Annotated in this window: 21 protein-coding genes and 2 tRNA genes; 15 read left to right on the top strand and 8 right to left on the bottom strand. The window is 61.1% G+C overall.

Annotated elements, in window-relative coordinates; genetic code table 11:
* Positions 1–7 precede the first annotated feature (7 nt).
* The 12 genes from ACLEJQ_RS22230 (at position 8) to ACLEJQ_RS22175 (ending at position 6,653) form a co-directional block, all read left to right on the top strand.
* Positions 8–601, top strand: coding sequence for a hypothetical protein (locus ACLEJQ_RS22230; protein WP_440798485.1), 594 nt, complete (start codon positions 8–10; stop codon positions 599–601).
* Between the two features lie 69 nt (positions 602–670).
* A complete protein-coding gene (locus ACLEJQ_RS22225) occupies positions 671–982 on the top strand; it encodes a hypothetical protein (RefSeq protein ID WP_440798483.1) in 312 nt (103 codons plus the stop codon).
* Between the two features lie 26 nt (positions 983–1,008).
* A complete protein-coding gene (locus ACLEJQ_RS22220; RefSeq protein WP_440798481.1) occupies positions 1,009–1,602 on the top strand; it encodes a DUF1566 domain-containing protein in 594 nt (197 codons plus the stop codon).
* Between the two features lie 78 nt (positions 1,603–1,680).
* Entirely contained in the window at positions 1,681–2,301 is a 621-nt protein-coding gene (locus tag ACLEJQ_RS22215; RefSeq protein ID WP_440798479.1) for a DUF1566 domain-containing protein, read from the top strand.
* A gap of 54 nt (positions 2,302–2,355) precedes the next feature.
* Entirely contained in the window at positions 2,356–2,712 is a 357-nt protein-coding gene (locus tag ACLEJQ_RS22210) for a four helix bundle protein (protein WP_440798477.1), read from the top strand.
* Positions 2,713–2,836: 124 nt separating this feature from the next.
* Positions 2,837–3,154: a hypothetical protein gene (locus ACLEJQ_RS22205; RefSeq protein ID WP_440798475.1), complete on the top strand. Its 318-nt coding sequence runs from the start codon at positions 2,837–2,839 to the stop codon at positions 3,152–3,154.
* A 74-nt stretch (positions 3,155–3,228) separates the two neighbouring features.
* Positions 3,229–3,942 (top strand): hypothetical protein, encoded by a 714-nt coding sequence (locus ACLEJQ_RS22200; RefSeq protein WP_440798473.1) that lies wholly within the window; start codon positions 3,229–3,231, stop codon positions 3,940–3,942.
* Positions 3,943–4,116: 174 nt separating this feature from the next.
* Positions 4,117–4,512, top strand: coding sequence for a hypothetical protein (locus tag ACLEJQ_RS22195; protein ID WP_440798471.1), 396 nt, complete (start codon positions 4,117–4,119; stop codon positions 4,510–4,512).
* Positions 4,513–4,561: 49 nt separating this feature from the next.
* Entirely contained in the window at positions 4,562–4,897 is a 336-nt protein-coding gene (locus ACLEJQ_RS22190; RefSeq protein WP_440798469.1) for a hypothetical protein, read from the top strand.
* A gap of 71 nt (positions 4,898–4,968) precedes the next feature.
* Positions 4,969–5,370, top strand: coding sequence for a hypothetical protein (locus tag ACLEJQ_RS22185; protein WP_440798468.1), 402 nt, complete (start codon positions 4,969–4,971; stop codon positions 5,368–5,370).
* A gap of 43 nt (positions 5,371–5,413) precedes the next feature.
* Positions 5,414–5,620, top strand: coding sequence for a DUF4224 domain-containing protein (locus ACLEJQ_RS22180; protein WP_440798466.1), 207 nt, complete (start codon positions 5,414–5,416; stop codon positions 5,618–5,620).
* 1 nt (position 5,621) lies between these two features.
* The gene (locus ACLEJQ_RS22175) at positions 5,622–6,653 is read left to right on the top strand and encodes a tyrosine-type recombinase/integrase (protein ID WP_440798464.1); all 1,032 of its coding nucleotides are present in this window, start codon (positions 5,622–5,624) and stop codon (positions 6,651–6,653) included.
* A gap of 82 nt (positions 6,654–6,735) precedes the next feature.
* Here ACLEJQ_RS22175 and ACLEJQ_RS22170 read toward each other — a convergent pair.
* Together ACLEJQ_RS22170 and ACLEJQ_RS22165 are read right to left on the bottom strand one after the other, a co-directional pair.
* Positions 6,736–6,822: transfer RNA gene (locus tag ACLEJQ_RS22170), tRNA-Leu, on the bottom strand.
* A gap of 186 nt (positions 6,823–7,008) precedes the next feature.
* Positions 7,009–7,082, bottom strand: a tRNA-Cys gene (locus ACLEJQ_RS22165).
* 348 nt (positions 7,083–7,430) lie between these two features.
* On the opposite strand from ACLEJQ_RS22165, the gene ACLEJQ_RS22160 reads away from it, so the two are divergent.
* The 3 genes from ACLEJQ_RS22160 to ACLEJQ_RS22150 all read left to right on the top strand — a co-directional run bounded on the left by ACLEJQ_RS22160 (position 7,431) and on the right by ACLEJQ_RS22150 (position 10,338).
* On the top strand, positions 7,431–8,252 hold the full coding sequence (locus tag ACLEJQ_RS22160; RefSeq protein WP_440798462.1) for an SRPBCC family protein: 822 nt from the start codon (positions 7,431–7,433) through the stop codon (positions 8,250–8,252).
* Positions 8,252–9,424: a zinc-dependent alcohol dehydrogenase gene (locus ACLEJQ_RS22155; protein ID WP_440798460.1), complete on the top strand. Its 1,173-nt coding sequence runs from the start codon at positions 8,252–8,254 to the stop codon at positions 9,422–9,424. The genes ACLEJQ_RS22160 and ACLEJQ_RS22155 overlap by 1 nt, the downstream gene beginning before the upstream one ends.
* 134 nt (positions 9,425–9,558) lie before the next feature.
* Positions 9,559–10,338, top strand: a complete 780-nt coding sequence (locus ACLEJQ_RS22150; protein ID WP_440798458.1) for a TSUP family transporter — start codon at positions 9,559–9,561, stop codon at positions 10,336–10,338.
* Here ACLEJQ_RS22150 and nudC read toward each other — a convergent pair.
* The 6 genes from nudC to ACLEJQ_RS22120 all read right to left on the bottom strand — a co-directional run bounded on the left by nudC (position 10,306) and on the right by ACLEJQ_RS22120 (position 21,369).
* Positions 10,306–11,136: an NAD(+) diphosphatase gene (gene nudC / locus ACLEJQ_RS22145; protein ID WP_440798456.1), complete on the bottom strand. Its 831-nt coding sequence runs from the start codon at positions 11,134–11,136 to the stop codon at positions 10,306–10,308. The two genes, ACLEJQ_RS22150 and nudC, sit on opposite strands and share 33 nt — an antisense overlap.
* Before the next feature lie 6 nt (positions 11,137–11,142).
* Complete coding sequence (locus ACLEJQ_RS22140; RefSeq protein ID WP_440798454.1) at positions 11,143–11,955, bottom strand: crotonase/enoyl-CoA hydratase family protein; 813 nt, start codon at positions 11,953–11,955, stop codon at positions 11,143–11,145.
* A gap of 244 nt (positions 11,956–12,199) precedes the next feature.
* Positions 12,200–13,684 carry an efflux transporter outer membrane subunit gene (locus ACLEJQ_RS22135; RefSeq protein ID WP_440798452.1) on the bottom strand — a complete coding sequence of 495 codons (1,485 nt, stop codon included), beginning with the start codon at positions 13,682–13,684 and terminating at the stop codon, positions 12,200–12,202.
* Entirely contained in the window at positions 13,681–16,785 is a 3,105-nt protein-coding gene (locus ACLEJQ_RS22130; protein WP_440798450.1) for an efflux RND transporter permease subunit, read from the bottom strand. The genes ACLEJQ_RS22135 and ACLEJQ_RS22130 overlap by 4 nt, the downstream gene beginning before the upstream one ends.
* A gap of 175 nt (positions 16,786–16,960) precedes the next feature.
* The gene (locus tag ACLEJQ_RS22125) at positions 16,961–20,056 is read right to left on the bottom strand and encodes an MdtB/MuxB family multidrug efflux RND transporter permease subunit (protein ID WP_440798448.1); all 3,096 of its coding nucleotides are present in this window, start codon (positions 20,054–20,056) and stop codon (positions 16,961–16,963) included.
* Positions 20,053–21,369 (bottom strand): MdtA/MuxA family multidrug efflux RND transporter periplasmic adaptor subunit, encoded by a 1,317-nt coding sequence (locus tag ACLEJQ_RS22120; RefSeq protein WP_440798446.1) that lies wholly within the window; start codon positions 21,367–21,369, stop codon positions 20,053–20,055. The genes ACLEJQ_RS22125 and ACLEJQ_RS22120 overlap by 4 nt, the downstream gene beginning before the upstream one ends.
* Positions 21,370–21,489 lie beyond the last annotated feature (120 nt).

Below are 21,489 nucleotides of genomic sequence, written 5' to 3'. Positions count from 1 at the left end.
GGCCACCATGATCAGCAACCACCTCAGCCTGGTCGAGCATAACCGGCCCCAGGCCGACGCCCTCTCCGACCAGGTAGCCCAGTTCCTGGCAGCCGGCGGCCGCATCGAAGTCGCCGAGCCCTTCGGGTACAAGCCCAGACCAATCACCTACAGCAATCAGATGCCACCGGCGCCAAAGCCGTTTGTGCGCCGAAAACCAAAACCGGAGCCTGCACCCGTCGCTGTGGTGGACATCCGCCATCAGGAAAGAATGAGACAGGTCGAAACGATCCGAGCGATGGCAGCGACACACACCCAGTCCGAAGTCGTCGAGAAGCTGGGCATCAGCCGACGCAAACTCTACAACATCGCCCAGGAACATGGCCTGACATTCAAGCGGCCTACCAGGGGCGGCGCAAACGACGCGCACCGGCAAGAGCATATGAAAGCCCGGGACGCAAAGTTCGCCGAGCGGATACGGGCCTTCCTTGAGCTGGGTATCACCCGGCGCCAGGTGTGCGGGAAGCTGGGGATCGCCAACAAGACCCTGGAACGCATCCTGGAAGAGCACGGAATTGACTACCCGAAAGCGCGACGCGGATGTACTTCATGCGTCGCATAGCTCGCACCCAACAACGCAAACGACAGACCTGGCTGGCACTGCCGGCCAGTGGAATCACGGAGAGCTGCCATGGCGGCAACGCAGAAAGACCGCTCAGCGAAAACCGCGGCGAAGAGGAAGAACCGTGGCGAAGAGGAATTGCGGCTTCATTGCCTACCCGGCACCCGACAGGCCTTGGCTGAGCTGATGGCCTGGTCCGGCATCGAGGAACAGGGCGAGGCCATCACGCTGATGATTCACCACCTGCACGGCCTGGGCCCGGGCGGCGCCATTCCCTTACTGACACCTCCGCGACACGAATACGTGATACCCGAAAACGTGTCGCGCAAATTGAAGTTGGCCTTCGACCGCGAAGCCCTTCGCATCTGTCACGACGAATAATTCTGCTCCCATCCCGAGGAACCCCCATGAAATCCGAAATGGTGAAACTGGAACACAATGGCATCCACTTCAAAGTGGCCCGCCCAAGGCTGGCAGAGATTGCAATCGCCACCCTGCTCGCAAGCTCTCTCCCGCCAGCGGCCAATGTGCATCAGGTCGAGCCAACCGCCATCCCCGCCCTGGGCGAATACTGGCCCGGCCAAGGCGGTATCAATGGTGGCTTCGTGGCAGAGCGAGACGGTGTGCCAGCGCACTACCTGATTTTCGCCGCAAGCGACGTAGGCGAACATGCGTGGGGTCGGTACCGTGAAGAATCGGAAGCCACCAGCAAATGGGACGGCAAGGCCAACACCGACGCCCTGATCGCCGTAGGAGGTCATCCAGCCGCTGAGGCGTGCCGGGCATACACCGCTGACGGTCACTCCGACTTCGACCTGCCAGCGGCAGCCCAGCTCTACCAGGCTTGGGTGAATGACCTGATCACCGAGGGCTACTACTGGTCGAGTTCGCAGCGCTCCGCCTACTACGCGTTCATCATGTCCTTCGCTGATGGCCTTCAGAACCTCACCGGCAAGTACGACGAGCTCCGCGTCCGCCCCGTCCGCAGATTCTTTATTTAACCCTTCATTCATTCGTTCTTGATCCGGCACCGGGGCGCAGCAGCGCCTTTTTTGTTGCCTTCGAAAAGAGGAATGACCATGTCCGTAGCAGCTCAGGCAGTACCCGCAATCGCCATCCCGGAAATCGGCCAGCCCTTCGGCGGTGGCTTCTTCTCCGGCATCACCCGTGACCCGGAGACCGGCAAGCGTTACCTGAACATCACCGCCGGCGCCGAGCATGAGCTGGTCGGCGCCTGGGGCAAGTACGGCGAAAAGATCGAAGGCGCCAGCAGCTTCACCGACAGCCGAGCCAACACGGAGGCCATGGCCGCGGCAGGCAGCGAGCTGGCTCAGAAGGTCCTGGCCTTGAATATCGGCGGCTTCACTGACTGGGCAATCCCTGCGCGTGACGTGCAGGAGTTGCAGTACCGGCACTTCAAGCCGTCCACCGAAGCGAACTGGGAATACAGCCGCAGCGGCGACAACCCAAACAGCGAGCCTGTAGGCCTGCTGTACAGCGAAGAGTCGCCAACCCAGACCAGCGTTGAGGCTTTCCGCGAAGACGGCCCCGAGGCGTTCCAGGCTCGCGCCTACTGGTCCTCTTCGCAGCGCTCCGCCTACGGCGCGTTCTACATGACCTTCGGTGATGGCCATCAGGGCGGCAACGGCAAGGGCGGCGAGCTCCGCGTCCGCCCCGTCCGCAGTCAATTGATTGATTAATTTGCTTATTTAATCCGGCCGCTTGCGGCCGGTTGGCCCAAGGAGGGCGCGCCAATGGCAATGCATACGGAGTTGCAGATCTACAAGGTTTCGATGGGCCTGCTCCAGATGGCCACGAACCTGACTCGAAACATTCCCCGAGATCTCAAGCAGTCACTCGGGAAGCGCGTCATCGATGAGTGTATCGATGTGCTGATGTTGATTGCCCGGGCTAACTCGACCCGGGACAAGCATCCACACCTGGCCTCACTGGTTGAGAAGGTTCAGGTCATAGAGTTCCTGATGCGGCTTTTCAAAGAAAGCCGGTTTATCAGCGTGCCGCAGCATGCCAAGGCCATAGAGGTCACCACCTCAATTGGCAAACAGGCCAACGCCTGGAAACGCTCCACCCCAACCGCGCCCGCCATCTGAGAGTTCCGGAACTGTCCCGCTGGTTGCAGGCTATCCCACGATCGTGGAGCGACTGCGCGCCTACGGAAACGCCATCAATGCTGAAGCGGCGACGCAGTTCATAGCCGTCTACCTCGAATCCTGAATGCCCCACTCCACCGCCCGGGCCTGGCCCGGCAAGGACTCACGTATGCCTACAGGAAACGATCCACTGCGGTACATCGTCAACCACAGCGACCGAAGCGAGCGCATGGTTCTGGCTGCCGACTTCGACCGGGTCGTCGCCGAGAACCAGGCCCTGCAACAGCGCCTGACCACGGCAGACCAGCGAATCGACGAGCTGGAGGGGCTGGTTGCGGATATCACGAAGCGTCATTGGTCGGTTGAATTCGATTTACCATTTGACCTCGTCGCCAGGATCAAAGCCCTATCCGCCAGCGCAGAGCCTGCCAAATCCCGATAGGAGTACATCTGTACTCCACCCCTCTATAACCCCTTCCCCTATCAAGCCTGCCCATGTGGCGGGATGGAGAGACCATGTCTCAAGTAAAGGAACGACCGATTCTGTTCTCGGCGCCGATGGTGCGCGCCATTCTGGATGGCCGAAAGACAGTCACCCGGCGGACGGTGAAGATTCAGCCCCGTTCGAAAGCCGACATCGGCAGCTATGGGCTGGGCCAGCCATTCATTCGCAACCCTGATGTGACGAAGCCTAACCCGGAATGCCCCTATGGTCGGCCCGGCGACCGGCTGTGGGTGCGCGAGACCTGCTTCATCAATGATTACCGGCAAGCCGGCGTGCCTGTTGAGGAGCGTGCAGATGTTGACTTGGTGTACCGAGCCGACCCGCTGCCGGACTGGGAAGGCGAAGAGAGCCTAATCACCTGGCGGCCAAGCATCCACATGCCGCGGTGGGCCAGCCGCATCCTGCTGGAGATCACCGACGTCCGCGTCGAGCGGTTGCAGGACATCAGCGATGAGCAGGCACAGGCCGAGGGATGTTTCTTCACCGACTACGGCAAACAGTGTTTCCACGGCGGGCACGGATGGAAAGATGTCGGTGAATGTCCGGCGCAGGCCGGCCACCAACAGCGCGAAGGCTGGATGTGGGACAAGACAACCAGTCATGAGCAATGCCTGGGCTCAGCGCGGCACGCATTCGGCAACCTCTGGAACAAAGTAAATGGGCCTGATGCCTGGGACGTCAACCCCTGGGTCTGGGTCGTCGAGTTCAAGCGGGTGACCCCATGATCCTCAAAGCCATGGCCCTCAGCGCAATCCTGTGGGGCCTTCTCATCCTCTCTGCTGCATCGGTGATGTCATGAGAGAGAAAGTCTGCATAGCGCTGGCGGCTCTTGTCCTGCTGTTCCAGCTTTTCGCCTTCATCCTTATCCAGATATGCCCAGGCGGCCAGGGAGTGTGCGCATGACCATCGACAAAGCAAAACTCACGGGCCTGATGCGTCAGTGCCAGCGTGGCGTACCTGGAACAGGCCGGGCAATCGAGGCGGCCAACAACTTGCTCGCCCTTTGCTATTCGAGCATTGAGCCGTTGATCGCGGAGATCAAGAGCACGGAAAGCCGGCTGCACGATGTGGCTGTGCTATGCGCGCAGGTCGAGCAAGATCGCGACCAGCTCAAGGCCGAGAGCGAGGCGCTGCGCAAGGATGCCGAACGGTATCGGTGGCTGCGCGACTCAAGCCAGTACGACTGGGATGTCAGCTACGGGAAGCTCGAGCTTCGCATTGAAACGCCTCACTACGATTCCGGCGACCTTGATGCGTGCATCGACGCAGCCATGGGCAAGGAGGTTCAGCCATGATCCCCCCCCTGCTCTACATGGCCTGGCTGGTGTACAGGGGGCCGAGGCCATGACCGAACAAAACACCAAGGAATTTTACTCTGTCGAGCAGGCTTCTCGGCATGCCGCCGAGTGGTGCAAGCGCAACCCAGCATGGCGCCGGATCTGTGATATCCCAGATCACTCCGTGTTTTACAAAACCTACGACGAGATCCCAAAGCGCGAACGCGCCTACTGGGAAAAGAACGGCGGCGAGGAATGCTGGCGAGAATTCGGGACCGCTGGGAGCAAGGTGCCCACCGGTTTCATTTCTGGAAAGGGCGATTTTTTCGACCACGTTCTCAAGGTGCCTCTGCATCACAACATGATGATGGTTTTTCGCGTCGGCAGACGTTGGAAGCCGTGACCAACTAGCGGTAACCCATCCCCCACTCCCCCTACCTGCCTGCCGGTGAACGGCGGGCGAGGAATCCCTGCATGAAAAATTCGCAATCAAAAGATGTTCTTGAGGAAATGACGAAGGATGAATTGGTGGCCTGGATCCGGCGCCAGCACTTCACCCGCCCAAAGCGAAGCGATGTTTTGTATCTACGCTGGGAGCGGCAGTCGGCCGAGGTGCTTGAGGAAATGCAGAAGGAAAACCGCGCACTCGACGGTGTGGATTTCAAGGAGCGCGACCGGCTGGCCGTCAGGTTCAACGAATCGAAAGACCCAGAAGAGAAGATGCGACTGATCAAACTGATAGAGCCTTATGACAAGGCAATGTCCGAGCACATCAAGCGCTCCCAGGCCATCGACAGGAAAAACAAACGAGTCGACGACCTCTACGAACAGATCGACGTGGAACGTCAGAAAGAAAACGGTCGCCGATCAGCGTAACCCCTCGCCACCTTCTGCCGCCAAGCGCGGCATGGAGCATCGCATGAGCATCCAGTTTCTATCCCACGAGGAGGTTTGCGAGCTCACCGGCGCGCGAACCAAGGCGGGTCAGATTCTCAACCTGAAGAAAAACGGCATCAGGCATACCATCAAGGTGAACGGTTGGCCGAGCGTCACCGCAATGGCCGTGACTGCGGTCGGTATGCTGGAACCAGAAAAACACGAATGGAAACCACGTAAGGCTGGCTGAAATGGGAAGACGACCAAGCAAACCCGGCTCAATAGCCCGGCTTCGCGAGCGCAAAAAGGCCAGTGGCCGGATTTTTTATTACTACGAGGTGGGCGGCAAGGACCGCAAGGAAATTGCGTTGGGCAGCGATTACGGCCTGGCAATCATGGAATACGCCAAGCTCGAGCGCGACCGCACAGCAACGGACCTGGTTGCCAAGGTCATCACGTTTCGCTACGTGGCAGAGAAGTACATGGTGGACGTGGTTCCTACCAAAAAGCCTGCAACCCAAAAAGACAACATCAGGGAGTTGAAAAACCTGATGTCCTTCTTTGATGACCCGCCAGCGCCGCTGGAGACAATCCAACCACTCCATGTTCGGCAATACCTCACATGGCGGAAGGCCGCCCCCGTGAGAGCCAACCGGGAGAAGGCTCTACTCAGTGCTATCTGGAACTATGCCAGGGATGTCGGGTACACGGCGCTTGCCAATCCGTGCGCCGGCATCAAGGGCAACAAAGAAACCGGGCGCGACATCTACATTGAAGACGCCCTTTTCAAACGTGTGTACGAGAAGGCCGATGCCGGCCTTCGCGATGCAATGGATTTGGCCTACCTGACCGGCCAACGGGTGACCGATACCCGACTAATGGACGAACGGGATGTCCGGGACGGGCAAATTTGGGTGCTGCAGGGCAAAACGAATGCCAAGCGGCGGATTGAAATCACTGGGGAACTGAAAGTGGTGATTGATCGAATCATGTCCCGAAAGTCAGAACACAAGGTCCGCTCTACGCGGCTGATCGTTACTGAGGACGGCACACCAATGTCGGTGGCTATGTTGAGGGGAAGGTTTGACGCAGCCAGGGAAGCCGCCGGGGTTGCAAAATCCGAGTTTCAGATGCGTGACTTGCGAGCAAAGGCCGGTACGGACAAGGCAGAATCCAGCGGAGATATTCTGCAAGCGAGAGATCAACTTGGGCATACGACCGTAGTCATGACCGAGCAATACATCCGCAACCGCATAGGCAAAAAAGTGTCGCCGACAAAGTGAATTGCGACCCATTGCCTAAATTGCGACCCGGAAACAAACAAGGGTTTGCATCAGCTTTCGCCCGCAAACCCTTGATTTTAGATGGTGCCCGAAGCCGGAATCGAACCGGCACGCCCTTACGAGCGGGGGATTTTAAGTCCCATGCGTCTACCAGTTTCGCCATTCGGGCGGTAGCGCGTTCAAGCCATGGAGAGGCTTTGGATAACCTGGTCTCCGGCTGATGCAGCAGAGGGGGAAATATATACATCCCCACCCCATGAAGCAAGGTTGCATCTGTCCTTTTCGAGACAAAATCTTGCGACAGCCTAAAGCAAAAAAGCTCTGTAAATCATAGATCTACAGAGCTTTCTAAAAGTGGAGGCCGAAGTCGGAATCGAACCGGCGTAGGTGGATTTGCAATCCACTGCATAACCATTTTGCTATTCGGCCTCAAGACGCCTGATGCAATGCAACCACATCAACCGTTGTACGAACCTGCTAAGGAAACAGTACGCTCACCGAGCGCTATCTCCTTGAAAACATTGAGATTTTTTAGACCCCAGTGCGTTCGATGGGCGCAATTATGTACTCATTTACCTGGACTGGCAACCCCTTGATTTCAAAAAAAAATCGGTCAGCGGCCCAGGTTTCGCCCTGCGTTTGAGACTCGATCTCGGGCGGCGATTGGCTGAAGGCGGTGCATCCGCCTCATCGGAAACCCCGCATGCCGATGGAACAACCGCGCCCCTTACCGGTTCATTCCTTATGTCTTCTGCGGATTTACAAGGATCACTCATCATGACCGAACGTCCTCAACTGGTTGCGAGTCGGGCAGCGGTGCCGACCCCGTCGCATCCCAATCTCGGCACACCGGAACGGACAGTGTCGCTGCTGGCCGGCACGCTGTTGATCGCCAACGGCCTGCGCCAGGGCGGGCTTAAGGGTTGGACCCAGGCGCTGGTCGGAGCCTGCGCTGCCTGGCGCGGGTATTCCGGCGCCTGCCGAATCAAGAGTGCATTGGCCCATACCCCTTTCGAACGCGCTTTCGAGCAGGATCGGGGTTGGGACGGCAGCAAAGTGATTTCCCGCAGCATCACCGTGAACAAGCCACGTGAAGAGGTATTCGCATTTTGCCGTAATCCGGCAGAGCTCGGTGCCCTGGTGCCCTGGATCGATGCGATCGAGCAAACCGGCGAACATACCTATCGGTGGGTTGCCAATGGGCCGAGGGACAAGGTTCTGTATTGCGACCTTGAACAGTCCGAGCCCAAGGAGGGCCGCAAGCTGCACTGGATCGCGGCGCCACAGACACGCTTCAAACATGATATCCAGATGCTTTTCAGCGACGCGCCGGCTGGCCGTGGCACGCAGATCAAGGTGATCGTGGCCTGCGAGACCTCGTTTGGTACCGCCGGTTATGCCCTGGCCGCCGCTGTCTCCAAGTTCTCCGACAAGGCCCTGCTGAACTTGCTGCGCAGCATCAAACAACAGCTGGAAACCGGCGAAGTCACCACGAACCGGATGCGTGCTCAGGGTGCCAGGGATTTCCTGTTCGTCCACCCGGCTGCCAGTGCGGCGCAAGCCCCTACAACCACACCGACCATTGGAGGTACCGCCTGATGCGTGCATTGACCTGGCAGGGCCCGAACAAATTGCAAGTCGAGACCGTCGACGATCCCTCCATTCTCAATCCCCGCGATGCCATTGTCCGTGTATTGCTGTCGTCAGTCTGCGGCTCGGACCTGCATCTGCTGGGCGGCTATGTACCAACCATGCAGGCCGGCGACATCATCGGCCACGAGTTCATGGGTGAAGTGGTGGAGACTGGCTCGGCCATCACGCAGTTCAAGAAAGGCGATCGGGTGGTCACGGTGTCGATTATCGGTTGCGGGCATTGCGAGCACTGCCAGCGCTCGGATTTTTCCTGCTGCGACAACTCCAACCCCAACCCCACCGCAACCGAGGTTGCGTATGGCCAGCCGGCTTGCGGCATCATCGGTTACAGCCACGCGTTCGGCGGTTTTGCCGGCAGCCACGCGACTTATATCCGCGTACCGTTTGCCGACGTGAATCTGTTTACCATTCCCGAAGGTGTCAGCGATGAGCAGGCCGTGTTCGTCTCCGATGCGGTACCCACCGGTTATTTCGCCGCCGACAACGCCGATATCCAGCCCGGCGATACCGTAGCGGTCTGGGGATGTGGCGGCGTCGGCCTGATGGCGATCACCAGCGCCTATCTGTTGGGCGCCGAACGGGTCATCGCCATCGACCGTTTTGCGGATCGCTTGCGCCTGGCGGAAGAAAAAGCCGGGGCGATTGCCCTCAACTACGAAACAACTGACGTGCATGCCGCCTTGCTGGAGCTGACCGGCGGCCGGGGCCCGGACCGCTGCATCGATTGCGTCGGCATGGAAGCCCATGGCACCGAACTCGACTATGTCTACGACAAGACCAAGCAAATGATGCGGCTGCACACCGAACGCGGGACGGTGCTGCGTCAGTCGATCCGGGCCTGTCGCAAGGGCGGCACGGTTTCGGTGGTGGGCGTGTATGGCGGCTTGCTCGACAAGTTCCCGATGGGAGCCATTGTCAACAAGGCGCTGACCTTGCGCTCGGGACAGCAACCCGGCCAGCGGTACGTGAAGCGCCTGTTCGAGCATATTCAGAAAGGTGAACTGGACCCTTCCTACCTGCTGACCCATCCCATGGGTCTGGAACAGTCGGCGCAGGGTTATGCCATGTTCAAGGACAAGCGCGAAAACTGTTTGCGGGCCGTGTTTCGACCAGAGTGAAACGTAGCGAGGGCGTTCGCGCCCTCGCCACCGACCCTGTAAGTGTCCTGATAGAGTCGCAGCCCGTTGCCATTATGGGTAACATACCGGCTTTCCCCGCAGCCCTTCTGCGCCTCGCCGAATAAGCCCATTCCATGCCTTTTGAACTCAGCGTCGACCTCACTACCCTCGCTATCCTCGCCATTGTCGCGTTCATTGCCGGTTTCATCGATGCCATCGCCGGTGGCGGTGGCCTGCTGACCACGCCCGCCCTGCTCACTGCCGGCCTGCCGCCCCATCTGGTCCTGGGGACCAATAAGCTCAGTTCGACCTTCGGCTCGGCCACGGCCAGCTTTACATTCTACCGGCGCAAGCTGTTCCACCCCCGGCAGTGGACCCACGCCCTGGTCGGCACCCTGGTCGGCGCCTTGACCGGTGCCATCATTGCGCATTACCTGCCCGCCGAGTGGCTGAACAAGATGCTGCCGGTGATCGTCTTCGCCTGTGGCCTGTATCTGCTGTTTGGCGGTACGCCCAAGGCACCATTGGACAGCAATGCGCCGATCAAGAAGAAGTGGCAATCGCCCCAAGGCTTTACCCTGGGCTTTTATGACGGCGTGGCCGGCCCGGGTACCGGGGCGTTCTGGACGGTTAGCAGCCTGCTGCTCTACCCCATCGACCTGGTCAAGGCCAGTGGCGTGGCGCGTAGCATGAACTTCGTCAGCAACATCGCGGCGCTGGCGGTGTTCATCTTTTCTGGACAGGTGGATTGGGTGATCGGCCTGAGCATGGGCCTGTCGGTCATGGTCGGGGCGTTCTTCGGTGCCCGCACCGCCATCAGCGGCGGCGCGAAGTTCATCCGACCGGTGTTCATCACCGTGGTCCTGGGGTTGACCGTGCGCCTAGCCTGGCAGCACTGGTTCAGCATGGCCTAGACGCCGCGCCACGTAGAGATCGATCAGGTAGCGTGCAATGGAGCGCGAGGCCGGCAGCGGTGGGAGGTTGTGGATGCTGAACCACTGGGCATCCTCGATTTCTTCTTCCTGGCAAACGATCTCGCCACTGGCGTATTCCGCGTGGAACCCCAGCATCATCGAATGAGGAAACGGCCAGCACTGGCTGCCCATGTACTGGATATTCTTCACTTCGATGCTGACTTCTTCGCGCACCTCGCGAATCAAACAATCCTCCATCGACTCGCCCGGCTCGGCGAAGCCGGCCAACGTGCTGTAGACGCCCGGAACGAAGCGGTAGGAACGCCCCAGCAGAATCTCGTCGCCGCGGGTGATCAGTACGATCATGCTCGGCGAAATCCGTGGGTAGTGACGCAGATCGCAACCGTCGCAATACATGGCCCGCTCCCCTGGGATCTGGCTCATTCGCTTGCCGCAACTTCCGCAGAAACGATGTTCCCGGGCCCAAGTGCCGATCTGCGCCGCGTAGCCCAGCACCTTGTACAAGGCGTGATCGTCCTCGAGCATGAACGCCCGAAGGCCTTTCCAGTTGCAACCGGGAATGTCCAGCGAGCTGTGTAGTTCCAGCAGATAGACCGGCTCGCCATCGAAGTGCCCGATACCATGCTCGGCCAGAACCGACAGTTCCTGGCGCTTGAGCCAGTCGCGGGGAAACAGCGCGCCGTTGGCATCGTACAGAAAGCCTTCCGGGCTTCGGGCAACTGCCCAGCCGCCAGGAAGATCGGTATCGAGTACTGCGGTGGTCCAGCGTTCAATCATGATCAATCAATCCAGAAATTCGGGTTTCTGTTTGCTCATATGGGCGGCCATGGCCACGCGCAGGTCAGTCGATTGCAGCATGGCGGCGTTCCAGGTCGCGACGTATTCCAGCCCGTCGTCGATGCGGTGATCGCGCATGTAGCTGATCATTTCCTTGGTGCCGGTCACCGCAATCGGCGACTTGGCAGCTATTTCCCGGGCAATGCCCATCACACCGTCAAGCAGGCTGGCGGTATCACTGTAGACACGATTGACCAGGCCGATGCTGCGCGCTTCGTCAGCACCAAAGGTGCGCCCCGTATAAGCGAGTTCACGCAGCATGCCGTCCCCGATGATCCGGGGCAAGCGTTGCAATGTGCCAACATCGGCCGCCATGCCGATGTCGATCTCCTTGATGGAGAATTGCGCATCCTGGGCTGCATACCGCATGTCGCAGGCGCTTATCAGGTCGATGGCGCCGCCCAGGCAGTAACCCTGGACCGCCGCCAGTATCGGTTTCCGGCAGTTGTCCACGGCATTGAACGAGGCTTGCAGTTGCACGATCTTGCGCCGCAGCACGCGCGCGTTACGCCCTACATCCTTGCCCAGTTCATTGGCCACCCCCGCCAGCATCATCAAGTCGATCCCGGAGGAAAAATGCTTGCCGGCACCGCTGAGCACCACCACCCGAGCTTCGTCGGTGTCGTCGATCCACTGGAAAATCTCGATGATCTCGCTCCAGAACGCGGCATTCATCGAATTGATCTTTTCCGGGCGGTTGATTTGCACATGGGCAATGTTGTCTGCAAGTTCGACGGTGAACGCTTGGTATTGCGACATGGCAGTGATCCTTTACCGGTTGAAAAGAGGCTTGAACTATAGCAAGGCAATGAGACAGGTCGTAGACAGTGCATCGGCCAAATGCGGGACTTGGTGGCTGTAATAAAAATCACCCGTGGCGAGAGAGCTTGCTCCCGCTTGAGCGCGAAGCGCTCATAAAAATGGGGCCGCTGCGCAGCCCAGCGGGAGCAAGCTCCCTCGCCACGGGTTTACCGGACTTCCAATGAAGAACGGTATACCCCATTTACTCGGGCTTCTCCCCTGCTTCCATCTGCCCATCCCAACCCCCACCTAGCGCGGCGATCAGTTGCACACTGGCGATCAGCCGGCTCTGCTGCAAGCTCAGCACGCTGCGTTCATTACTCAAGGCCGTGGCCTGGACGGTCACCACGTCGAGGTAGACAATCAGCCCGGCCTTGTATTGGTTCTGGGTCAGGCGCAGGGATTCACGGGCGGCATCCAGGGCTTCCTGGCGCACGCGGGCTTCGTCTTCCAGCACCTTGAGCTGGATCATGTAGTTTTCCACTTCGCGCAGGCCGTCGAGCACGGTCTGGCGGTAGGTGGCGACGGTCTGGTCGTAGGCGGCGATGGTGCGGTCGACCTCCGCCGAGCGCTGGCCGCCGTCGAACAAGGTCATGGCCAGCTGCGGCCCCACCGACCAGAAACGGTTAGGTACGCTGATCCAGTTGTCATAGGTACTGCTGCTGTAGCCGCCACTCAGGCTGAGGGTGAAGTCCGGGTAATAGGCGGCCTTGGCTACGCCGATGTTGGCATTGGCGGCCATCACCGAACGCTCGGCCGAGGCGATGTCGGGCCGGCGCTCCAGCAGCTGCGACGGCAGCGCTACCGGGATCTGCGGCAATGACGGGATGTCCTGGGTTTCGGCCAGGCTGAATTCGGCCGGAGGCAGGCCCATCAACACGGCAATGGCGTTTTCGAATTGAGCCCGCTGCCAGATCAGGTCGATCAAATCGCCCTGGGTCGTCTTGAGCTGGTTCTGCGCCTGGGCCACCGCGTCCTTGCCGGAAACGCCGGCACGGTACTGGTTCTCGGTCATCTTCAACGAGCGCTGATAGTTGTCCAGGGTGGTCTGCAACAACCGCTTCTGCTGATCGATCACTCGCAACTGCAGATAATTCTGCACCAGTTCGGACTGCTGGCTCAGGCGCATCGCGGCCAGGTCGGCAAAACTGGCCTGGGCGCTGGCCTCGTCGGCTTCCAGCGTGCGCCGCAGCTTGCCCCAGACATCCGCCTCCCAGCTCACGCCGGCCTGGGCGCTATAGGTGTCGCGGATGCCGCTGGCCGAGCTGCTGAGGCTCGAATTGCTGCTGCCGGTACCTTGGCTCGAACGGTTCTTGCCGACGGTCAGGTCCACGGTCGGGAAAAATGCGCCCCGGGCACTGCGAGCCAGGGCCTGGGCCTGGCGATACTGGGCTTCGGCCTGGGCCACGGTCTGGTTAGAGGTGTTGAGCTTTTCCACCAGGCCGTTGAGTTGGGCATCGCCGTACAGCTCCCACCAGGCGCCACGGGCAAGTGCGTCGCTGGGGTTGGCCTGGCGCCAGCCCTGGGCCTCCTTGTATTGCGCCGGTGCGGCAACCTCCGGGCGCTGATAATCCGGGCCGATGGCGCAAGCACTGAGCAGCGCCACGCACAGCGCCAGGCTCAGCGCCCGCGAACCACGGGCAGTCGTCAGCGCGGTGGCAAGGTTGAAAAGCGAACGGTCGTTCATAGCGGAGTTTCCAGGGCAGCATCAGTGCGCACGCCGCGCCAGCGATTGAAACGATGGCGCAGTTTGTCGAGATAGAGATAAACCACAGGCGTGGTGTAAAGGGTCAGGATCTGGCTGAACACCAGCCCGCCAATGATGGTCAGGCCCAGCGGCTGGCGCATCTCCGCGCCTTCGGCGCTGCCGAGCAGCAGCGGCAAGGCACCGAGGATTGCCGCCAGGGTCGTCATCAGGATGGGTCGCAACCGCAGCAGGCAGGCACTGCGGATCGACTCCTGCGGTGACTGGCCGCCACGTTCCAGTTGCAGGGCGAGGTCGATCATCAGGATCGCGTTTTTCTTCACCACGCCGATCAGCAGGAACAGCCCGAGCAACGAGATCAGGCTGAACTCACCCCCCAATACGTAAATCGACAGCAGCGCACCGACCCCGGCCGATGGCAAGGTGGACAGGATCGTCAGCGGGTGGATATAGCTTTCGTACAGCACGCCCAGCACCAGGTACACCGCCAGCAATGCCCCGAGGATCATGAACGGCTGGCTCTTCTGGGTGGCCGCGAACGCATCGGCGGTGCCGGCCATTTTCGCGATGACATCCTCGGGCATCCCCAGCTTGGCAATGGCCCGCTCGATGGCCGCCGTGCCCTGCTCCACGGTTACGCCCTCGGCCATGTCGAACGAAATGCCCTCGGAGGCGAACTGGCCCTCATGACTGACCCGGTCGTCCTCCAGGCTGTTCTCGTAATGCGCGATCGTCGACAGCGGCACCCGCGCCCCCTCGGCGGTGATTACCTGGACCTGTTCGAGGGTGTTCGGGTCCTGGGCATACTTGGGATTGACCTCCATCACCACCTGGTACTGGTTCAGGCTGTCGTAGATGGTGGAGATCTGCCGCTGGCTATAGGCGTTGTTGAGCACTGCCGTGACCATGCTCATGTCGATGCCCAGGCGCTTGGCCTGGTCGCGATCCACCACCAGCGTCACTTGCTGCGCCCCGCCCCCGTCGCGGGCATCGATGGCGGTCAGCTCCGGCAGGGCCCTGAAAGCTGCCGTGACCTTGGGATACCACTCGCGCAGCGACGCCAGGTCAGCGCTTTGCAGAATGTAGGAATATTGCGACGTGGTCTGCTCGCGGCCGCCACCGAATTGCAGGTCCTGGTCAGCCATCAGCATCAGCTGCGCACCCGGCACCTTGGGCATTTCCTTGCGCAGGCGCTCGATGACCTTCTGCGCGGAAATATTGCGCTCCTTGATCGGCTTGAGGCGCACCAGCATGAACGCGTTGTTGGTGCCGTTGTTGCCGCCGATGAAACCGGCAACGCTCTGCACCGCGTCGTCCTTGAGTACCGCGCGGCGGAAGATTTCCATCTTCGGCTGCATCACATTGAACGACAGCCCGTCGTCGCCGCGTACGAAGCCGATCAACTGGCCAGTGTCCTGCTGCGGCATGAAGGTTTTCGGCACTACCACATACAAGGCGACGTTCACACCGATGGTCAACAGCAGGCTCAGCAAGGTCAGTCGCCGATGGCGCAGCACCCAGTCAAGGCTCGTGGCATAGCCGCGGACCATGCGGTCGTTGAGGCGCAGGCTCCAGCGCTGCAGACGGTTTTCCTGTCCGGGCACGTGGGGCTTGAGCCAGCGGGCGCAGAGCATCGGTGTCAGCGTCAGGGAAACCACCAGCGAGACGACGATGCAGGCCGCCAGGGTGATGGAAAACTCGCGAAACAGGCTCTCGATGATCCCGCCCATGAACAGGATCGACAGGAAGACCGCCACCAGCGAAACGTTCATCGACAATAGAGTGAAGCCCACCTCTTCGGCGCCGCGGTACGCGGCCTGCATCGGCGGCACGCCTTCGTCGATGTGCCGGGAAATGTTTTCCAGCACGACGATGGCGTCGTCCACCACCAACCCGGTGGCAAGGATCAACGCCATCAACGACAGGTTGTTCAGGGAAAAACCGTACAGGTACATCACCGCGAACGTACCCACCAGCGATACCGGCACCGCCAGGGTCGGGATCAGCGAAGCGCGGAAGTTGCCCAGGAACAGGAACACCACCAGCACCACCAGCGCTACGGCGATCAGCAACGTCATTTCCGCTTCATGCAGCGTCGCCTTGATCACCGGCGAACGGTCCATCGCCAGGTTCAACTTGACGCTGGCCGGCAGCACCGCCTGCAAGGCCGGCAGTTGTGCCTTGATTTCGTTGACCGTCTCGATGATGTTGGCCCCGGCCTGGCGATTGATCACCAGCAACACGGCCGCGTCGTTATTGAAGAAACCGCTGTTGTAGCGGTCCTCGACGCTGTCGGCGACTTTCGCCACGTCCTTGAGCCGCAGGACCGAACCGTCCTGGTAACGGATGATCAGCGTTTCGTAGTCCTTGGCCTTTTCCAGCTGGTCGTTGGCCTGGACCTGCCACATGCGCCGGTCGTCCTCCACCGAACCCTTTGGCCGGCGCACGTTGCTGTTGGCGATGGCCGTGCGCACATCGTCCAGGGCGACACCGTACTGGTTGAGCAACTGCGGCTCCAGCTCGATGCGCACCGCCGGCAGGGAGCTGCCGCCGATCTGCACCTCGCCGACTCCGGAGACCTGGGACAGGCTCTGAGACAGGATGGTCGATGCCAGGTCGTAGAGCTGGCCTTTTTCCAGGACGTCCGAGGTCAGCGACAGCACCATGATCGGTGCCTGGGACGGATTGACCTTCTTGTAGGTGGGCATGCTGCGCATGCCGCTGGGCAGCAGATTGCGCGAGGCGTTGATGGCCGCCTGCACCTCCCGGGCGGCGCCGTTGATGTCGCGATCCAGGTCAAACTGCAGGATCACCCGGGTGGAGCCCTGGCTTGAACGGCTGCTCATGGTGTTGACCCCGGCGATGGCACCGAACGAACGCTCCAGCGGCGTGGCCACCGTCGACGCCATCACCTCGGGACTGGCGCCTGGCAGGTTGGCCTGGACGACAATCACGGGGAAATCCATCTGCGGCAGCGGCGAGACAGGCAACAGCCCGAAACACACGCCGCCGAGCAGCATGATCGCGAAGCTCAGGAGCATGGTCGCCACGGGGCGGCGGATGAAGGGGCCAGAGAGGTTCATGGGCAAGCGCTCCAGCCATCAGGCGCCATGCAGCAAACACTTTTGTGGCCGACGCTTTTGTGGCGAGGGAGCTTGCTCCCGCTTGAGTGCGCAGCACTCACCAAAAGGTCTGCTGCGCAGCCCAGCGGGAGCAAGCTCCCTCGCCACAGGGTATGCGGCCGGCCCACGCTGCGCCTCATGCCTGCACCTCTTTCCCATCAACCCGGGCAAAGCGCCGCCCCAAGCGATCGAAATACAGGTAGATCACCGGGGTGGTGAACAGCGTCAGCACCTGGCTCACCAGCAACCCACCGACCATCACCAACCCCAATGGCTGGCGCAGTTCGGCGCCGGAGCCGGTGGCCAGCATCAGCGGCACTGCACCGAACAAGGCCGCCAGGGTGGTCATCAGGATCGGCCTGAAACGCAGCAGCGCGGCTTGATAGATCGCCGTCTGCGGGTCCACGCCCTGATTGCGTTCGGCGTCGAGGGCAAAGTCGATCATCATGATCGCGTTTTTCTTGACGATGCCGATCAGCAGGATGATCCCGATGATCGCAATCATGCCCAGGTCGTTACCGCTGAGTATCAATGCCAGCAAGGCGCCGATGGCCGCCGAGGGCAAGGTGGACAGAATGGTGATCGGGTGGATGTAGCTCTCGTACAGCACGCCCAGCACGATGTACATGGTCACCACTGCCGCCAGGATCAGCAGCAGCGTACTCGACAACGATGCCTGGAAGGCCTGGGCCGCTCCCTGGAATTGCGTCTGTACGCCTATCGGCATGCCGATGTCCTGCTGGACCTTTTCGATCACATCCACTGCATGCCCGAGGGCTACGCCCGGCGCCAGGTTGAACGACATCATCACCGCCGGGAACTGGCCGATGTGGGCAATCGCCAGTTGCGCCTGGCGCTCCTCGACATGGGCCAGGCTCGACAGCCGCACCTGGCCGCCATCGGTGGTCTTGACGTGGATCTGATCCAGCGCCTGGGGCCCGATCCGCTCGCCGGCCTGGGCCTGCAATACCACGCGGTATTGGCTGGCCTGGGTGTAAATGGTGGAGATCTGCCGTTGGCCAAAGGCGTCATACAGCGCGTCAGTGATGTTCGCCACCGAGACGCCCAGGCGTGAAGCCGCGTCGCGGTCGATCACCAGATAGACCTGCAAGCCCTTGTCCTGCAAATCACTGGCGACATCGGTCAGTTCCGGCTGGCGCGCCAGGGCTTCGGCGAGACGGCCGCTCCAGAGGCTGAGCAACTCGGCGTCCGGCGACGACAGGCTGAACTGGTACTGGGTGCGGCTGACCCGGTCTTCAATGGTCAGGTCTTGCACCGGCTGCATGAACAGCCGAATGCCCACCAGCCGGTCCAGCTGCGGCTGCAAGCGGGCAATGATCGCCGTTGCGCTGTCATCCCGCTGATTGTGGGGTTTGAGGTTGATCAGCAAGCGGCCGCTGTTGAGCGTCGCATTGTCGCCATCCACGCCGATGTAGGACGACAGGCTGTCCACGGCAGGGTCGGCAAGGATCACCTTGGCAAGCTCCTGCTGGCGCTCGCTCATGGCAGCAAAGGAAATCGATTGCGGGGCTTCGGAAATGCCTTGGATCACTCCAGTGTCCTGCACCGGAAAGAACCCTTTGGGCACCGCCAGATAGAGCACCACCGTCAAGACCAGGCTGCCCACCGCCACCAGCAAGGTCAGCGGCTGGTGCTTGAGCACCCACTGCAGCTTGCGCCCATAGGCGGCAATCAACCAGTCGATCCAGGCGCCGCTGGCGCGGTAGAAGCGGCCCTGCTCTTCTTCCTTGGGCTCACGCTTGAGCAACCGCGCGCACATCATCGGCGTCAGGGTCAGCGACACCACCAGCGAAATCAGGATCGCCACTGCCAGAGTAATGGCGAATTCGCGGAACAGCCGCCCGACCACGTCGGCCATGAACAGCAGCGGAATCAGCACGGCAATCAGCGACAACGTCAGGGACACCAGGGTGAAGCCGATCTGCCGGGCGCCCTTGAGCGCGGCCTGCAACGGGCTGTCGCCTTCCTCGATGTAGCGGGCAATGTTCTCCAGCATGACGATGGCGTCGTCCACCACGAACCCGGTGGCGATGGTCAAGGCCATCAGCGTCAGGTTGTTGATGGAGAACCCTGCCAGGTACATCACGCCGAACGTGCCGATCAGCGACAGCGGTACAGCTACGGAAGGAATGATGGTGGCGCTGAAACGGCGCAGGAACAGGAACGTCACCATCACCACCAGGGCGATGGCGATCAGCAATTCATGCTGCACGTCGGTGACCGAGGCACGGATGGTCTGGGTCCGGTCGGTCAGCACGGTGACGTCCAGGCCGGCCGGCAGGTTGTCGGTGATGCTCGGCAACAGGGCCTTGATCCGGTCCACCACTTCGATAACGTTGGCCCCTGGCTGGCGTTGGATATTCAGCAGCACGGCCTGGTTTTCATTGGCCCAGGCGGCAAGGCGTTCGTTTTCCGCGCCGTCGACGATCTGTGCCACGTCCTTGAGCCGCAACGGCGCGCCGTTGGCGTAGGCCAGGATCAGTTCGGCGTAGTCCTTGGGCGAGGTCAACTGGTCATTGGCGTCGAGCATCGAGACCCGGGTCGGGCCGTCGAAGTTACCCTTGGGCTGGTTGACGTTGGATGCGCTGATCAGCGTACGTACGTCCGCCAGATTGAGCCCGTTGGCCGCCAGGGCCTCGGGATTGACCTTGATCCGCACGGCCTGGCGCTGGCCTCCGGCGATGGTGACCATGCCGACCCCGCTGATCTGGGCGATCTTCTGCGCCATACGCGTATCGACCAGGTCATTGAGCTTGGGCAGCAGCATGGTCTTGGAGGTGATCGCCAGGGTCAGCACCGGGGTATCGGCCGGGTTGACCTTGTTGTAGACCGGGGGCGCCGGCAGGTCGTCGGGCAGCAGGTTGGTGGCCGCGTTGATTGCCGCCTGCACCTGCTGTTCGGCGACATCCATGTTGGTTTCGAGGTTGAAGCGCAGGGTAATCACCGACGCACCGCCGGAGCTGGTGGACGCCATCTGCGTCAGGCCCGGCATCTGCCCGAATTGCCGCTCCAAGGGGGCGGTTACGGCGCTGGTCATCACGTCGGGGCTGGCACCGGGGTACAGGGTCATCACGCGGATGGTCGGGTAGTCGACCTGGGGCAAGGCCGACACCGGCAGCAGTCGATAAGCGATCAGGCCGGCCAGGACAATGGCCAGCATGCTCAGCGTGGTGGCGACCGGGCGAAGGATGAACAGCCGCGAGAGATTCATGCGCCGTCCTTTTTCGCCTTGTCGGCCGCAGCCGGCTCATCCGGGGCTGCCGCGGTCTTGCCCTGCAGGTGCTCGGTCGGCGTGGTGGGCACGTCCCGACTGTCATTGACCACCTCCACCTCACTGCCTTCCTTCAAGCGGTCGGTGCCCTCGAGCACGACTCGGTCACCGGCGGCCAGGCCTTCGGTGATCACGGTGTTCTCGCCGTCGCTGGCCCCGACCTTCAGCTTCCGGATGGTCACTTTCTTGTCGCCTTCCAGGGCGTAGACGAAGGTGCCATTGGTGCCGAACTGAATGGCCGCGGTCGGTGCCAGCACCACGCCTTTGAGGGTGTCGGCGAGCAGGCGCACATTGACGAACTGGTTGGGGAACAGCGACTGATCGCGGTTTTCGTAGCGAGCCTTGAACTTCAGCGTACCGGTGGTGACGTCGATCTGGTTGTCGAGGCTTTGCAGCACACCGCTGGCCTGGAGTTTCACGTCGCCACGGTCCCAGGCTTCCACCGGCAGCTTCGCACCGCTGCGGTAGCGTGCGAGTACGGTTTCCAGGTTGTTTTCGGGCAGGGTGAACACGACGCTGATGGGTTGGGTCTGGGTGATGACCGCCAGGGCGGTGGTGTCATTGGCCGCCACCAGGTTGCCGATGTCCAGTTGCCGAAGGCCGACCCGCCCAGAGATGGGAGCGCGGATCTTGGTGAATTCCAGGTTGAGCCTGGCGTCGTTGACCGCTGCCTGGTTGGTCTTGACCGTGCCCTGGTACTGGCCTACCAGCGCGGCGGCCGTATCGAGGGTCTGCTTGGCGATGCTGTCTTCGGCGTAGAGGCCACGGTAGCGCTCAAGATCGACCTGGGCATTCTTCAACTGCGCCTGGTTCTGCAGCAACGTGCCTTCGGCCTGGAGCAAGGCGTTCTGGTAGGGGCGCGGATCGATTTCAGCCAGCAAATCGCCGGCCTTGACCATCTGCCCTTCTTCGAAAGCCACCTTGACCAGTTCACCGCCGACCCGGCTGCGCACGTTGATGGTGTTGAGGGCAGTGACCGTGCCCAATGCCTTGTAATACAGCGGGAAATCCCCGGTGACCGCCGGCGCCACCCGAACCGGGATCGGCCCCGTTGCGCCGCCAAATCCAGGTCGCATGCCGCCCGAGCGCCCCATGTGCCCGGCTGCGGCCTTCTGCCCTGCCCCAGGCTTCTGACCTGTGGCGGTGGGCCAGAACTTCCAGGCCAGCAGCGCGACGACCAGGACGATGAACAGGCCGAACAGCCAGCGACGGGAATTGCGGGAAACAGAGGATGGCATGGAGTGGTCAACCATTGGGCGCGTGGGGCTCTTTTACGGAAGGCTGAACGATAAGCACTGTCGGATATTTAGCAAAGCGCCTTTACCGGCAATTTACCTTGGGCTTACGAATCCCGAAGTCAGGCTAAGACGTTG

The organism is Pseudomonas sp. SMV71 (assembly GCF_052042015.1).
GTDB lineage: Bacteria > Pseudomonadota > Gammaproteobacteria > Pseudomonadales > Pseudomonadaceae > Aquipseudomonas.
Note: the sequence above shows the minus strand (reverse complement) of the source record. Positions and strands in the feature narration are given on the sequence as shown.